General features: G+C 75.1%; 16 protein-coding genes. 6 read left to right on the forward strand and 10 right to left on the reverse strand.

Going from position 1 to position 14,297, the window contains the following annotated elements; all coding sequences use genetic code 11:
- Window positions 1–133: 133 nt before the first annotated feature.
- Window positions 134–595 carry an SsgA family sporulation/cell division regulator gene (locus ABD345_RS10025; protein ID WP_344551600.1) on the forward strand — a complete coding sequence of 154 codons (462 nt, stop codon included), beginning with the start codon at window positions 134–136 and terminating at the stop codon, window positions 593–595.
- A gap of 62 nt (window positions 596–657) precedes the next feature.
- Here the strand turns inward: ABD345_RS10025 and ABD345_RS10030 are convergent, their stop codons facing one another.
- The 5 genes from ABD345_RS10030 to ABD345_RS10050 form a co-directional block, all read right to left on the reverse strand.
- Window positions 658–1,521 (reverse strand): ABC transporter permease, encoded by an 864-nt coding sequence (locus ABD345_RS10030; RefSeq protein ID WP_344551601.1) that lies wholly within the window; start codon window positions 1,519–1,521, stop codon window positions 658–660.
- Complete coding sequence (locus tag ABD345_RS10035; RefSeq protein ID WP_344551602.1) at window positions 1,481–2,338, reverse strand: ABC transporter ATP-binding protein; 858 nt, start codon at window positions 2,336–2,338, stop codon at window positions 1,481–1,483. Before ABD345_RS10035 ends, ABD345_RS10030 begins: the two co-directional genes overlap by 41 nt.
- Window positions 2,335–2,823, reverse strand: coding sequence for a MarR family winged helix-turn-helix transcriptional regulator (locus tag ABD345_RS10040; protein ID WP_344551603.1), 489 nt, complete (start codon window positions 2,821–2,823; stop codon window positions 2,335–2,337). Before ABD345_RS10040 ends, ABD345_RS10035 begins: the two co-directional genes overlap by 4 nt.
- Before the next feature lie 147 nt (window positions 2,824–2,970).
- Complete coding sequence (locus ABD345_RS10045) at window positions 2,971–3,780, reverse strand: hypothetical protein (RefSeq protein WP_344551604.1); 810 nt, start codon at window positions 3,778–3,780, stop codon at window positions 2,971–2,973.
- A gap of 143 nt (window positions 3,781–3,923) precedes the next feature.
- Window positions 3,924–4,925 carry a hypothetical protein gene (locus ABD345_RS10050; RefSeq protein WP_344551605.1) on the reverse strand — a complete coding sequence of 334 codons (1,002 nt, stop codon included), beginning with the start codon at window positions 4,923–4,925 and terminating at the stop codon, window positions 3,924–3,926.
- Window positions 4,926–5,190: 265 nt separating this feature from the next.
- Between ABD345_RS10050 and ABD345_RS10055 the strand changes: the two genes are divergently transcribed.
- On the forward strand, window positions 5,191–5,457 hold the full coding sequence (locus tag ABD345_RS10055; protein ID WP_344551606.1) for a GlsB/YeaQ/YmgE family stress response membrane protein: 267 nt from the start codon (window positions 5,191–5,193) through the stop codon (window positions 5,455–5,457).
- A gap of 289 nt (window positions 5,458–5,746) precedes the next feature.
- Window positions 5,747–6,451 carry a hypothetical protein gene (locus tag ABD345_RS10060; RefSeq protein ID WP_344551607.1) on the forward strand — a complete coding sequence of 235 codons (705 nt, stop codon included), beginning with the start codon at window positions 5,747–5,749 and terminating at the stop codon, window positions 6,449–6,451.
- 169 nt (window positions 6,452–6,620) lie between these two features.
- Here ABD345_RS10060 and ABD345_RS10065 read toward each other — a convergent pair whose 3' ends face one another.
- The 3 genes from ABD345_RS10065 to ABD345_RS10075 all read right to left on the reverse strand — a co-directional run bounded on the left by ABD345_RS10065 (window position 6,621) and on the right by ABD345_RS10075 (window position 9,958).
- On the reverse strand, window positions 6,621–7,679 hold the full coding sequence (locus ABD345_RS10065; RefSeq protein ID WP_344551608.1) for an EcsC family protein: 1,059 nt from the start codon (window positions 7,677–7,679) through the stop codon (window positions 6,621–6,623).
- A gap of 306 nt (window positions 7,680–7,985) precedes the next feature.
- Window positions 7,986–8,675, reverse strand: a complete 690-nt coding sequence (locus ABD345_RS10070) for a LuxR C-terminal-related transcriptional regulator (RefSeq protein ID WP_344551609.1) — start codon at window positions 8,673–8,675, stop codon at window positions 7,986–7,988.
- Window positions 8,672–9,958, reverse strand: a complete 1,287-nt coding sequence (locus ABD345_RS10075; protein ID WP_344551610.1) for an ATP-binding protein — start codon at window positions 9,956–9,958, stop codon at window positions 8,672–8,674. Before ABD345_RS10075 ends, ABD345_RS10070 begins: the two co-directional genes overlap by 4 nt.
- 170 nt (window positions 9,959–10,128) lie before the next feature.
- Here ABD345_RS10075 and ABD345_RS10080 point away from each other — a divergent pair, with 170 nt between their 5' ends.
- Both ABD345_RS10080 and thpR read left to right on the forward strand, forming a co-directional pair.
- The gene (locus ABD345_RS10080; RefSeq protein ID WP_344551611.1) at window positions 10,129–10,677 is read left to right on the forward strand and encodes a hypothetical protein; all 549 of its coding nucleotides are present in this window, start codon (window positions 10,129–10,131) and stop codon (window positions 10,675–10,677) included.
- A gap of 61 nt (window positions 10,678–10,738) precedes the next feature.
- Complete coding sequence (gene thpR / locus ABD345_RS10085) at window positions 10,739–11,350, forward strand: RNA 2',3'-cyclic phosphodiesterase (protein WP_344551612.1); 612 nt, start codon at window positions 10,739–10,741, stop codon at window positions 11,348–11,350.
- A gap of 40 nt (window positions 11,351–11,390) precedes the next feature.
- Here the strand turns inward: thpR and ABD345_RS10090 are convergent, their stop codons facing one another.
- Together ABD345_RS10090 and ABD345_RS10095 are read right to left on the reverse strand one after the other, a co-directional pair.
- On the reverse strand, window positions 11,391–11,672 hold the full coding sequence (locus tag ABD345_RS10090; protein ID WP_344551613.1) for a type II toxin-antitoxin system RelE family toxin: 282 nt from the start codon (window positions 11,670–11,672) through the stop codon (window positions 11,391–11,393).
- Window positions 11,673–11,677: 5 nt separating this feature from the next.
- Complete coding sequence (locus ABD345_RS10095) at window positions 11,678–11,959, reverse strand: type II toxin-antitoxin system Phd/YefM family antitoxin (protein ID WP_344551614.1); 282 nt, start codon at window positions 11,957–11,959, stop codon at window positions 11,678–11,680.
- A gap of 210 nt (window positions 11,960–12,169) precedes the next feature.
- Here ABD345_RS10095 and ABD345_RS10100 point away from each other — a divergent pair, with 210 nt between their 5' ends.
- The gene (locus ABD345_RS10100) at window positions 12,170–14,287 is read left to right on the forward strand and encodes a cellulose binding domain-containing protein (protein WP_344551615.1); all 2,118 of its coding nucleotides are present in this window, start codon (window positions 12,170–12,172) and stop codon (window positions 14,285–14,287) included.
- The last annotated feature ends 10 nt before the right edge of the window (window positions 14,288–14,297 follow it).

Raw genomic sequence — 14,297 nt, forward strand, 5'->3', positions numbered from 1 at the left:
GGGGGCGGGGCGGGGCTGTTCGTCCGGACAGCGTTGGCGCCCGGTGGGGCCGGGGGTGCGCCGGGCGGCTCTAGTCTCCTGCTCAGACCGCTCCGGATCCGCCGGGCCGGACCGAGTGGAGAAGACGCCCGTGATGGAGAGCCCCGCCGAGCTGCGCCTGGACCTGGTGATGGATCTGCTGCTGTCGCCGGAGGAGGCATTCCCGGTCCCGGCGCGGCTGGTGTACTCCCCCGACGACCCGTACGCGGTGCACGTCGCCTTCCACGTCGACTCGGCGGTGCCGATCGGCTGGTTCTTCGCCCGGGACCTGCTGCTGCAGGGGCTGCTGCGGCCGACCGGGCTGGGGGACGTGCGGGTCTGGCCGGCGGTGGTGGACGGGCGGCGGATGGTCACCCTGATGCTCTGCTCGCCGGAGGGGGACGCCTTCCTGCAGGCCCCGGCGGCCCGGGTGGCGGCCTGGGTGCGGCAGACGCTGCGCCTGGTGCCGCCGGGCGGGGAGGCCGAGCGGGCCCGGGTGGACCGGGCGCTGACGGCGCTGCTCGCGGCGGGCGGGGCGGCCGGTCCGGAGGTCCGGCCCACCCTCAACGACATGTGATGTTCCACCGAGCGCCCCCGGAGCGCCCCGGGCGGGCCCGCGGCCCGCACCCCCGCGGACCCTCAGCGGGCCAGCCGGCCCAGCAGCGCGGAGGCGGCGGTGATCCCGGCCGCGGTGGACAGCGCGAGCACCCCGAAGTCCAGCCCGAGGTGGGACGGGGTGCCGATGAGCAGCCCGCGCAGCGCGTCCACCTGGTAGCTGAGCGGGTTGGCCCGGCTGACGGCCCGCAGCCAGCCCGGCATCAGGTCGACGGGGTACAGCGCGTTCGAGCCGAAGAACAGCGGCATGGTGATGGCCTGCCCGATGCCCATCAGCCGGTCCCGGGTCAGCACGATGCCCGCGATGGTCATCGACAGGCAGGAGAAGAACGCCGAGCCGAGCACCACCGCCACCGCCACGCCCAGCAGCCGCAGCGGGTTCGCGGTCATCCCGACGCCCAGCACGGCGGCCAGCAGCACCACCACGGCGGCCTGGACCACCGCCTTGACGCCCGCGGCGAACGCCTTGCCGGTGACCAGCGCGGCCCGCGGCGTCGGGGTGACCAGCAGCTTGGTGAGCACCCCGGAGTCCCGCTCCCAGATGATCATGATGCCGTAGAAGATCGCGATGAACATCGCGGACTGCGCGATGATGCCGGGCGCCAGGTAGTCCAGGTACGGGATGCCGCCGGTCGGGATCGCCTTCAGCCGGGTGAAGGTCTCGCCGAAGATCAGCAGCCAGAGCGCGGGCTGCACCGCCCGGGTGTACAGCTCGGTGCGGTCGTGCCGGAGCTTCTGCAGCTCGACGGTGCACATCGCGAGCACCCGGGCCGGGACCACCCGCCAGCCCGTGCGGGCCCTCGGCGGGACCAGCAGCAGCCCCAACTCGGGCCCGGAGCCGTGGTGTTCAGCCGACTCGGCTTGCGGTGCGACGGGTGCGGCGGACATCCGAGAACTCCCCTTCCTTGGCGTCGTCGGCCAGCGCGCGGCCGGAGAAGTGCCGGAACACGTCGTCCAGGGTGGGCGCGTCCTGGGCCGGGTCCTCGGCCCGGACCCGCGCCTTGAGCTCCTCGGGGGTGCCCAGCGCCCGGATCCGGCCGCGGTCCATCAGGGCGATCCGGTCGCAGTGCCGGTCCGCCTCGTCCATGTAGTGGGTGGTGACCAGCACCGTCATGCCGGTGGCCCGGCGCACCGCGTCCACCCGCTCCCAGACGCCGGCCCGGGCGATCGGGTCCAGGCCGATGGTGGGCTCGTCCAGCACCAGCAGCCGGGGCGCGCTGACCAGCGCCTGGGCCAGCTCCAGCCGGCGCACCATGCCGCCCGAGTACGTGCCGGCCATCCGGTCGGCGGCCTCGGTCAGGTCGACGGCGGCCAGCGCCTGGGCGACCCGCTCGGCCCGCTCGGAGCGGGCCACGTCGAAGACCCGGGCGAACAGCGCGACGTTCTCCCGCCCGGTCAGCCCGGCGTCCGCGGACAGCGCCTGCGGGACGTAGCCGAGCAGCCGCCGCACCTCGGTGCGCCCGGCGGCGCAGTCGTGGCCGAACACCTCGACCATGCCGCGCGCCGTCGGCAGCAGGGTGGTGATCGCCCGGATCGTGGTGGTCTTGCCCGCGCCGTTCGGGCCCAGCAGCCCGAACACCTCGCCCGGGCGCACCTCCAGGTCGACCCCGTCCACCGCCCGGACCACCGGGCCCTTGCCCCGGCCGCGGTGGAAGCTGTACGCCAACTCCCGGCACCGGACGGCCGGTCGCTCCTGCTCGCTCATGCCTCCGCCTTCCCCTCGCCGCTCCCCCGGGCCCGCAGCCCGGCCGCGACCGCCCGCAGCGCGGGCAGCGCCGCCGCCAGCGCGGCCCGGTCCGGCCCGTCCAGTTCCGCCAGCACCTCGCCGAGCAGGGCGGTGCGCCGCAGCCGCCAGTCGGCCAGCAGTTCGACGGCCTCCCCGGTGGCGTGCAGCAGGGCCGCCCGCCGGTCCGCCGGATCGGTCTCGCGGCGCAGCAGCCCCTGCCCGACCAGTTGGTTGACCAGGGTGGAGACCGAGTTCCCGGCCAGCGACAGCTCCTCGGCCGCCTCCGAGACCCGCATCCCCGGCGCGGCGGCGACCAGCCGCAGCAGTTCGGCCTGGGCGCCGCGCAGCCGCGGCCGGTCCAGCCCGGCCCGCAGGTGGCGGCGGGTCAGCCGCTGGATGCCGACCAGCAGGGCGGCGAACTCCTCGGCGTCCGGCTCGCGGTCCCGTTCCGTCCGTTCTTCCACGCCTCCGATTTTAGCTCTGCGTGAGAGGTATCCGTCGAGGGTCCGCAGGTCAAGAACTCCCCAACTGTCGGTCACGGAAAGGCCCGTGCACGACCGCGGGCCGGCCCGCGGGTGCGCGGACCGGCCCGGCGGAGCGGGGGGATCGGGTCAGCAGTCGCCGAAGGCGGTGCAGACCGTCCTGCCCAGGGTGTCGAGCACGCCCTGGTCGGCCGGGGCGGACCAGGCGGTCTTCGGACGGCCGCCCTTGGGGAGCTCGGCGTGCAGGGTGAGTTCGGCGACCGAGCCGTCCTGCACGGACAGGTACTCGTGCACCTCGACGGTGCCGCCACCCGCCCGCGGGAGGGTCAGGGTGGCCGCGGCGAAGGTGCTGTCCTCGGAGCTGACCTTCACGCTCGCGCCCGGCACGGTGCTGCCGCAGTCCTTCAGGCCCTGCACGACGGAGCCCAGCAGCAGGAAGCCGCTCTGGGCCCGGCCGCTGCTGTCCTTCGCCGAGCCGAAGCTGGCGATGGTCTCGTCCGCCGCCCAGTCACCGGCCGAGCCGCCCAGCGAGGCGGTCTCCACCATCGGCACCTCGGTGAAGGAGTCGTCGCGCGGGGCCTTGCACAGCTCCTCGATCCGGAGCCTGCCCTTCTCGCCGAGCGCCTTGGCGGCGGGGCCGGGCGCCTTCCAGTGCAGCGCGGCGTTCAGCGGCACCGCCTTCGGGTCGATCCACACCCCGGCGGGCAGCCGCCCGGCCTGGCCGGCCGCGCCGCCGTCGGAGGCGGCCGAGGTCTTCGCCGCCCCGGGGGACTTCGCCCCGGCGGTGCCCGGCGCGGTGCTGCTCGGCGCGGTGGCGGCCGGTGCGGCGGCACCGGTGGCGGCGTCACCGGTGTCGGTGCCGTCGGGGTCGCACGCCGACAGGACGGCGACAGCGGACAGGAGGGCCGCCGTGGCGGCGGCGAGGCGGAGCGAACGCACGTGTATCCCTGGGAATTCGGAGGTGACGGTGGATAAACGGTGGATCCCGGACGCGCCCGCCGGTCGGCGGACCCGGCGAGGGCCGGGGCGTCGGGGGCGGGCGCGCCGGAGGCCGGTGCGGCGGGAGCCGGCGCGGCGGCGGATCAGTACCAGTGCGGCGGACGGGACGGGTCGGCCTGCTGCACCTTGGCCGCCAGGTCGTGGCCGTCCGGCGAGACCTTGTAGGTCCTCATGACGTACCGCATGGACGCGGCGCAGTTGGCCACCGGGTCGTAGATGTCCGTCGAGGTGCCCGCGACGTGGTTCGCGGCGAACGTCCCCGGCACGGTCTGCCAGCCGCCGCGCGAGCAGTTCAGCGGGGCGCCGTCCGACTGGATCGGCCCGTTGACGTTGACGTCGTGCTTCGCGTCCTGGTTGACCTGCCAGTCCGGCGAGTTGTACGCGGACTCGCGCCCGGCGATGGTCAGCATGCCCTTGGTCCACGCCTCGCGGGCCTTCGGGTCGGTGATGCCCATCGCGTCCAGCGCCTGGGAGACGTACTCCCGGCAGGCCGCCTCGCCGCCCCGGTACTTGCCCTTGCCGTGGAAGGTGACGTCGCCCTTGTCGATCCTGCCCTCGTTCGACACGGCCGGCGCGGGGTCGCTGCCGCCGGTGCCCCCGCCGCCGGCGGGCTTCTTCGGGGCGGCCGGCGTCGCCACCGGCTTCCCGGGGGTGGTCGGCGCGGGGGCGGGCTTGCCGCCGCCGGGCTTCTTCGGGGCGGCCGGCTGCCCGGGGTGCGCGCCCCGGCCGGGCTTGGCGACGCCCTCGCGGGCGCGCCGCTCGGCCTCCGCGTACTGCTTGGCGACGGTGCCGAGCTTGCCGACGTCGCTGCCGAGGTTCTTGGCGAGCTCGTCCTTGGTGCGCTCCAGGGCGGCCAGCTGCCGCTGGACGGCGCCGACCCGCTCGCGGACCCGGGCGACCACCGCGCCGAAGCCGAGGACGCCGCTGAGGGCGCCGGCCGCGAGGTCGGTGGTGACGGCCTTGGTCATCACCGCCTTGATCCGGCCGGTCCGCTCGGACAATTCCCCCATACGCCGCTGGATCGACTGGAATTCCTGCTGGATCTTCGCCAGTTCACCCGGTTCGTAGCCGAAACCCGCTGCCATCTCCGCGTCCCCCCGTAGGACTTGACGTCCGCTCAGCCCGTTTATCCCACCACACGGTGCGGCGGCGCAATCGTCGGGGCCCCCGGTTCGGGGCACCCCGCTACCCTTTGCCGAGCCTTTGCAAACCTGCCGGTCGGAGGTTCGCCGAGATGCCCCGACCGGCCGGGCGAGCGATCATGGCTGGGACGGACCGCTCCGCCGGCGGGCCCCCGCACGACGCACCGCCGTCGACCGTCCGGCGGCCGACCGGAAGGGCTGGGTTTCGATGTTCCAAATCATCTGGATTCTGCTGATCGGCCTCGTACTGGGCCTCCTCGCCAAACTGATCCTGCGCGGCCCGCAGTCCATCCCGTGGTGGCTGACCATGCTGCTCGGCGCGGCCGGCGCCCTGATCGGCAACCTGGTGTCCGGCTGGATCGGCGTCCGGCACACCGGGGGGATCGACTGGATCAGGCACCTGCTGCAGATCGGGTTCGCCGTCCTCCTGGTGGCCCTCGTCTCCCCCGCCTGGGGCAAGTCCCGCAGCAGGTAGCCCGCCGCCCGCGCACCCCGCCACCGCCCGCCCGGCGCCGGCCCGGCGGGCGGCGGCACGCCCGGCCGGGGCACCGCCGGGGCCGGGGCCGGGGCCGGGGTGCGGCCGCCCGTTCACCCGGTCGGACCATTGCCCGCGTCGTCACCGTGTCACCGTCCGGTCCCGAATCGACGTTTTCGCCCGCTCCCGGCGGCGGGCGCCCGTAGCGTCCTGCCCCGTACCGCCGCGCGGGCCCGGTCGTCCGGGTGCGCGACGCGCCCACCCACCCACACCGGGAGCAGCCACCACCATGACCGGACGCCAGCCGTTCGCCGCCCGCGCCCTGTTCGCCACCGCGGCGCTGGGCATCGCGCTCACCCTCGCCGCCTGCGACCCGGACGGGACGGAGGACGCCGCCGCGTCCCCGTCCGCGGCCCCGAGCACCGCGCGGCCGACCGCGAGTGCGCACCCCGGTGCCCCGAAGTCCTCGCCCGCCGTGCCCGCGCCCCCCTCCACGGACGCCCCGCCCTCCCGTTCGGCCTCCCCGCGCGACCCCGGCGCCAAGCACACCCTGACCGAGGCCCGCACCGCCGGCGCACTGACCCTGGGCACCGGGACGGCGCAGCTGAGCGACGTGCCGGTGGACCCGGGCGAGATGCGCGACGGGATGCACCTGGTGGAGGCCAACTACGTGAACGCCGACGGGGGCTCCGGCCGTCCGGTGCTGTTCGTCGGGGTCGACAACGTGCCGGAGGAGCCGAGCGTCCGCCGCGAGCACCTCTGGCGGGGCCTGCTCCAGTACGCGGTGGGCGAGGGCTCGACCGGCAACTACGGCCCCTCCGCCACCTACCCGGCCGGTCCGCTGGGCGGCAACCTGGAGTGCGTCCCGCTCGACTCCGGCGCCATGTGCGGGTGGGTCGACTCCTGGACCGCGGCCGTCGCGCTGTTCCCGACCACCGCCCCCGCGGACGCCGCCGAGCAGTTCCTCGCGATGCGCGAGGCCATCGAGCACTGATGCCGGGGAATTCGGCCGGGGTCCGGGATGGCGTCAATTTCCCTTTGGCGCAGGAGAATTGATTGGCCATCGACCGGTCGGCGCGGGAATGCGGCGCGCTTTTCCGGAATTCCCCGGACCTGCTCCGGTTCCGAGGCCGCCGCCGGGGTCCGCCGGGGTGCCCCCGGGCTCACCCGGCCGCGTCCTGCAGCACCCCGTCCTCGTCCGGCTCCCCGTCCGCGTCCGCGTCCAGGTCCGGATCGGCCAGCAGCGCGGCGGGCAGCGGCAGGCCGTACTTGTCGCACAGGAACCTGGTCTGGCAGTACCGCTGGGCGTCCTCGGCCACCCCGCCGAGGACGACGGCGTTCGTGCCCGCGCCGAGGACGATGCCCACGAAGGGCACCACCTTGGCGACGTTCTTGACCGACACCTTGGAACCGGCCGGGCCCAGCTGGTTCATCAGCTTCTCCAGGGCGGCGATCAGGCGGTGGTCCTGCCGGAGCTTCTCCGACCACCGCACCCGGCCCTGGATCGCCCGCGCCGCCTGCGCGGCCTCGTTCATCGGCTTGATCTTGGCCGCCTGCGCCACGAAGGAGCGCTGCACCAGCCGCTGGATGAACGCCTGCTCGTCCGGGTCCTTCGCGTCGTAGCCGTAGGAGTAGGCGATCCGCGCCGCGATCGACGCGCTCAGCACCTGGACGACCAGGATGTCCGCCGTCATGGCGACCGGGATGCCCGCGACGGGGACCATCGCCAGCAGCCCCATCGCGCCGCCCTCCAGCGCGCCGGCGGTGCGCCAGGTGAGCTTGTTGTGGGCGAGCAGGCGGTCGCACGCCTTGAGGTCCTGCTCCCGCAGCTCGGTGAAGCTGTCGATCTCGAAGCCCTGCTTGCGGGCCAGCTTCTCCACGTTCGCCGGGTCGTTGAGCTCCAGCGCCCAGTCGTTGACCAGCTCGATCAGCGAGGCCGCGGCCCCCAGCACCGGCCGCAGCGCCTTGTCCGCGACCACGTCGCCAGCCCGGCGGATCGGCTCCTTGACCACCTCCGGCACCGCACCCACCACCCGGCCCACCGCACCCCCGGCGGCCGCCCCGGTCCGCTCGGCCGCCCGGCTCGCCCACCCCGGCAGACCGCGACGCTTGCTGCGGCGCTCCCAGTGTCCGGCGAGGTCGCGCCAGACCTTGGCCTCGTACTCGCTCATCGGGCTCTCGCCGCCGACGGACGGCACGGCGGGGACGGGGGCAGCACTCACGCGGACTCTCCACATCGCTTGCGGCCGTAGCCCGTCGGAGGTCTCCCGCGGCTTCCGGCGCCTGAAACTACCGCAGTCCGAACGCCGAGAACGGCGAGAAGCGAAATCAGGGGCTCGGGGAACGGCGAGGCCGTGGCTGCGGGCGGTTCACTGCCGTGGCGCGCGTCTGCTTCCGGTTCTGTTCACTACACGCAGCAGCACGGACCTTCGATGGGCTCCGACCGTCAGCAGCATCGACCCGCCGTTCCCCGGGCCCCTGAATGCGCGCTCTGCCGGGCCCCTGGATGCGCGCTCTGGCGGGGTTCTTCAGTTCAGCCGCCGGTGGTCGAGCAAGTCGCCCGGGCCGAGGCCGAGTTCGCGTTCCAGGTCGGCCGGGGAGTGGTCGCGCAGGAAGTCCGCGAACTTCGCGGTGACCACCGCCATGTGCTCCTCGGCGGTCTTCTTGCCGATGAAGAGCCGTTCGGCGATGCTGCGGAACGCTTCGCCGCGGGCCCGGGCGGAGAGGATCTCGCGCTGGCGGGGCGTCAGGCTGGGCAGGCCGCCGCGGCGTTCGGCGAGTTCGGCCAGGCCGACCAGGGCCTGGGTGATCACCACCCGGTCGGCGGCGACCTCGGCGACGGCCGCGGCCAGCGCGGCGAGCGGTTCGGCCTTGTGCACGACGCCGCGCGCCCCGGCGGCCATGCAGCCGACCAGCACCTCGCGGCGGCGCTCGTTGGTGTAGATCAGCGTCCGGTGCCCGGCCCGGGCGACCGCCTCCACCGCGGCGGCGCCCTGCCGCACCCCCGTCCGGCCGGTGCCGGTCAGCACCAGGTCGAGCAGGACCGCGTCCGTCTCCGGCCGGGCGGCGAGCAGTTCCTCGACGCTGCTGACCGCCAGCACCACCCGGACCCCGGGGAGCAGGTGCGGCAGCCCCTCCCGGATGACCGTGTCGTCGTCCACCACGGCCACCCGGGTCCCGGGCTGCGCGCCCGGGTCGCGTCCTCGACGGTCCCTCACCGCTCCTCCAGCCTTCCGCGCAGCAGCACGACCGTCCCCGCGCCGGGCGCGGAGCGGATCTCGGACTCGACGCCGACCTCGGCCAGCGCCCGGCTCACCTGCACCCGCAGCCCGAAGCCGAGCGGGCGGCGGGCCTGGTCGAAGCCGCGCCCGTCGTCGCGGACGCTGACCTCCCAGTGCCCGAGCCCGGGCGGGGCGTCGGCGTGCACCACCACCTGCCCGGCCGCGGCGTGCGCCCGCACGTTGTGCAGCACCGTCGCCAGCGCCTCGTGCAGCGGCCCGGCGGCGGCGGGCGGGACGGGCACGTCGGCGGCCAGGTCGACGGCGTAGTCGATCGGCAGGTCGGTGAAGCCCTCCCCGGCCCGCCGCACCAGGGCCGCCAGGGTGGCCGTCCCCGCGGCGGGGTCGTCCGGGCCGCCGCCGTCCGGCTGCTCCAGGAAGTGCCGCACCCGGGCCGCCCCGGCGGCGGCCTGCCGGCGCAGCACCTCCACCAGGCCCGGCTCCAGGCCGGGTTCGGAGAGCAGCCGCATGATGGTGATCTGGTCGTGCAGCAGCAGCCGGTGCCGGTCGCGCTCGGCCTCGGCCGCCGAGAGCGCGGCCTGCCGCCGGGCCTCGTCGGCGTCCCGGCCCAGGCGGCGGATGAACGTCGCGGACGAGCGGGCGGCCACCGCGAACACCAGGTAGCCGATCAGGTTGCTGGCCGCGGTGGGGGCGTGCGCGTGCGACAGGACGACGCCGGGCAGCGCGTACGCGGCGGCGACCAGGGCCGTCGCGGCGACGGTCTGCCGGCGGGCCGGGAAGCCGATCGCCGCGCCGAACACCGCGTTGACGCTGAGCGCGCCGCCCCAGGCCGTCCAGGTGCCGACCCAGTCCTCGGGGAGCAGGTACCAGGGCTCGCCCAGCAGCACGACCGCCGCCACCGCCACGTCGGCCCGGGCCCACCCGCCCGCCGGGTACTGCCGGCGGCGCACCGCGACCGCGCACATGGCGAGCGACTGGGCGAGCGCGACGGCCATCAGCGCCGCGTCCAGCGCCGGGGCGGTGGCCCGGGCCAGGCCGTGCGGGGCGGCCGGGAGGATCTCCAGCAGGGTCCCGACCCGCATCAGCACGAACGCGATCACCACGGCGAGTTCGGCCCCGGCTGCCGTCGTCGACAGCCCCCCGGAGCCGGGCCACGGCCGCCAGGGCCGCCACCCGCGCAGCGCGCGCAGCGCCCCGCGCACGGTCCGGTCGTCCGGCGGGGGCGCCGGTCGCGCGACGGGCGGTGGGGGCAGCGGTGGCACCCGCCCATCCTGCCGCAGCGGCGGGCGGCGCGGACCCCGGATTCGTCCGGGTTCCGCCCGTAGCTGACGGTCCGTCATCCTTCCCCCACCGCAGCACCGGTCGGAACGGGGCCGACCGGCGCGCACCACCCTCCGCAGCGACGGACCAGCACAGACCGGGAGCCTTTTCCGTGGGACCACTCGACACCTGGAGGGCGGCCACCTCCGTCCTCCCCCGCCGCACCGCGCTGCGCCTGCTCGGCGCCTCCGCCCTCAGCGTCGCCGTCGCCGCCTGCAGCAGCGGCAAGGTCGGCCCGGGGCTGGGCGCGGTCGCCCTGGGCAAGTTCGCGGCGGGCCGCTGGCAGGTCTCCGCCCCCGAGGCCCACTACAAGCACGGCACCGTCGACGTCACCGAGACCGGCACCTGGACGGCGAGCTTCGACGACGAGGAGGGCCAGGACCCCACCGTCATGTCCGGCACCTGGTCGACGGCCGGCAAATCGCTCCAGGTGACCATCGCCGGGCACGAGGACGGTGACGGCGGCACCGCCACCGGGGTGCCGGACACCGTCGCGGGCGGCGACGCCTCGGCTGCCTTCAGCTGGGTCCTCGCCGGCCGCGAGAAGTACCCCGACGACATCCGGGCGAACTACCGTGCCAAGACCGGCACCCTCGTCCTGGAGGTCGGCGTCGGCCCCCGCCCGCAGCACCCGCAGACCATCACCCTGACCCGCGCCTGAACCCCGCGCCCGAACCCCTCCGCCGTGCGCCGTACCGGGCGGCGGGTGCTAGAAATCCCTGGTGGACGAGCACCCCCCGCCGGACGGACCCCCCGCGCCCCCGACCCTGCGCGCCTTCGTCGCGCTGGCCCCGCCCGACGAGGCCAAGGACGAACTCGCCCGCGCCCTGCGGCCCGCGTACGCCGCCCACCCCCGGCTGCGCTGGAACCGGATCGAGGACTGGCACATCACGCTGGCCTTCCTCGGCGAAGTGCCCGCCACCGCCGTCCCGCCGCTGCACGCGGCGCTGGCCGACCGGGCCGCCGGACAGCCCGCCCTGCGGCTGGGCCTGCAGGGCGGCGGGCACTTCGACGGGCGGCTGCTGTGGAGCGGCGTCGGCGGCGACCTGGACGGCCTGCACCGGCTCGCCGCCGAGGTCCGCGCCCTGGTCCGGGCCCTGGGCCTCGACTACCGCGACCGCCCGCTGCACCCCCACCTCACCCTGGCCCGGGCCCGCCGCGACGACCCCACCGGCGTCCCCGCCGGCGCCGCCGCCCTGACCGCCTTCACCGGCCGCCCCTGGTGGACCCCCCGCCTCCACCTGGTCGGCAGCAGCGCCCTCCGGGGCCCCGAACCACTGCGCTACCGCGACCTCGCCTCCTGGCCGCTGGCCGTCCCGCCGATTTCCGGATGACGGGCGGTCCCGCCCCGCGCCGGATCGTCCGTACCGCCGGTCAGGGGATCTGGCGGTAGATCTCGCCGCGGTGGCCCACCGCCAGGACCCAGACGATCAGCCGGCCGTTCTCGACGGTGTAGACCACCCGGTGGTCGCCGATCCTGAGGCGCCATCGGGCCGCGTGCCCCTGGAGCGCCTTGATGTCGAACGCCGCCGTGTCGCCGGTGTCCAACGCCCGCTGCAGTTCGGCGAGTCGGCGCAGGATGCGCAGGGCGTCGGAGCGCTCGATCTTCAGCAGGTCCCGCTGTGCGCGCGGAGTGAAGCGCGTGACGTGGCCCATCGCGGTCAGCCGTCCCGGCCCTGGAGGAGGGCCGCCATCTCCTCCAGGGAGACGGACCCGTGCAGGCCCTCCGCCTCCGACTCGTCGGCCAGCGCGTTCAGCCACTCCTCCTCGGCGGCCTCCGCTATCCGGCGGAGCCGCTGGTACTCCTCGATGTCGATCACCACGGCCTCCTGCCTGCCGCGTCGGGTGATGATCGTCGGGGTCTCCTCGCGGCGCGCCCGGTCGATGACGTCGGCGAGGTGGCTGCGGACCTCGGCCATGGACTCGATCACCGGCTCACTCATGCAACGAATGTAACAGATGTACATCTCACTGTCGGCCCCGCCCGGCGGGTCGCGGGCGCGAACGTTTCAGCGGGCCGGGGGCCCGGAGCTGGGCGGATCGGGGCGGGGTGGGGTCCGGCGGGGCGGAGGATTGACATGATCGGGGCCCGTTTCCACCATGGGAGCGCTCCCATACCTCCACCCGCACCCCCATCCGGGAGGAACCACCCCATGCTGTTCCGCAGCAGACCAGCCGGCCCCCGACGTCGCCGCCCGCTCGCCGCGACGGCCTCGGCCGCCCTCGCCCTGGCGGCAGCCGCACTGCCGCTCGCCGCCCCCACCGCCTCCGCCGCGGACCCGGCGCCCGCCGGCGACACCACGGTGACGGTCAACCCGGCCGCGGGCCTGGGCACCGTCGGCGCCGCCGCACTCGGCGCCAACACCGCCATCTGGGACTCGCACATGAACGACCCCGAGGTGGTGTCGCTGTACCAGCAGGCCGGGATCGGCGCGCTGCGCTACCCCGGCGGCTCGTACTCGGACATCTACCACTGGGTCGACAACACCGCGCCGGGCGGCTACGTCGCCCCGGGCACCGACTTCGACGCCTTCATGGGCACCGCGAAGGCGTCCGGCGCGCAGCCGATCCTGATCGCCAACTACGGCTCCGGCACCGCCCAGGAGGCCGCCGACTGGGTCCGGTACGCCAACGTCACCAAGGGCTACGGGGCGAAGTACTGGGAGATCGGCAACGAGATCTACGGCAACGGCGTCTACGGCAGCGGCTGGGAGAACGACACCCACGCCGACAAGTCGCCCGACCAGTACGCCCGGGAGGTCAAGGCGTACGCGGCGGCGATGAAGGCGGTCGACCCGACCGTCAAGATCGGCGCGGTGCTCACCATGCCCGGCAACTGGCCGGACGGCATCGTGGCCGCCGGGGACAGCGGCGACTGGAACCACACCGTGCTGGCCGCCGTCGCCCACGACGTGGACTTCGTCAGCGTCCACTGGTACCCGAACGCGGGCGGCGGCGCCCAGGCGCTGTCCGCCGTGCGCCAACTGCCGGGCGAGCTGCGCGAGGTGCGCAACCTGCTGGACCGGTACGCGGGCGCCGACTCGGCGAACATCGGCATCGCGATGACCGAGGTCAACTCCGAGTCCGGCAACGGCGCGCTGACCAGCCGCCCGAACGGCCTGTTCGCGGCCGAGGCGATGATCACCGCGCTGGAGAACGGCGTCTTCAACGTCGACTGGTGGGACACCCACAACGGCGTCGGCCCGATCACCACCGTGGGCGGCGAGACCGACTACGGCGACATGGGCATGCTGTCCAGCGGCGCCTGCAACGGCGACGTCTGCGAGCCGGCCGTGAACACCCCGTTCGCGCCGTACTACGGCATCAAGGCGCTGGGCGCGCTCAGCGACCCGGGCGACACCATGCTGGCCTCCGGCTCCTCCTCCGCCGAGGTCACCTCGCACGCGGTGCTGCGCGCCAACGGCGACCTCAGCGTCCTGCTGCTGAACGGGAGTTCCAGCACGGCGCACACCGTGTCGCTGAGCTACCCCGGCTTCACCGCCGCCGCCTCGGCCCCCGCCGTCCAGCGCTGGGCGCCCGGCGACACCGGGCTGGTCGACGCGGCCGGCACCGCCACCGCCACCTCGGCGACCCTGGCCCCGTCCTCGATCACCGTGCTGACCCTGCACCCGAAGGCCGGCACCGGCCAGGCCGCCGCCACCGTCGGCGCCCCCGGCACGCCGCGCACCACCTCGGTGGGCGCGAACACCGTCACGCTGAACTGGCCCGCCGCGACCGGCACGGTGGACCGCTACGAGGTGTACGAGCAGCTCGGCACCACCGTGCAGCTGCTCGGCTCCTCCACCGGCACCTCCGCCACCCTCTACAACCTGCCGGCCGGCTCCCGGCACACCGTCAACGTGCTGGCCCGCGACCAGGCCGGGCACCTCTCCCGCCCGTCCGTCCCGCTGACCTTCACCACCGGCACCCCCGGCGACAGCACCTGCACCGTCTCGTACCAGGTGACGGCGGGCTGGGGCAACGGCTTCGTGGCCGGCGTGGTGGTGAACAACCTCGGCCCGGCCGACCTCGACGGCTGGACCCTGGACTTCGACTGGCCCTCCGCCGGGCAGTCCGTCGGCTCGTGGTGGAACGCGAACATCGACTCCACCGGCCAGCACGTCCGGGTCACCAACGGCCAGTACAACGGCCACTTGGCGCCCAACGGCGGCACCTCGGCGGACTTCGGCTTCGTCGGCAACAACAACGGCGCCAACCCGTCCCCCACGGTCTTCCGGCTGAACGGGACGGTCTGCCGCACCGTGAGCTGACCGCGAGCCG

The organism is Kitasatospora saccharophila (assembly GCF_039529925.1).
In the GTDB taxonomy this organism is placed as follows: Bacteria; Actinomycetota; Actinomycetes; order Streptomycetales; family Streptomycetaceae; genus Kitasatospora; species Kitasatospora saccharophila.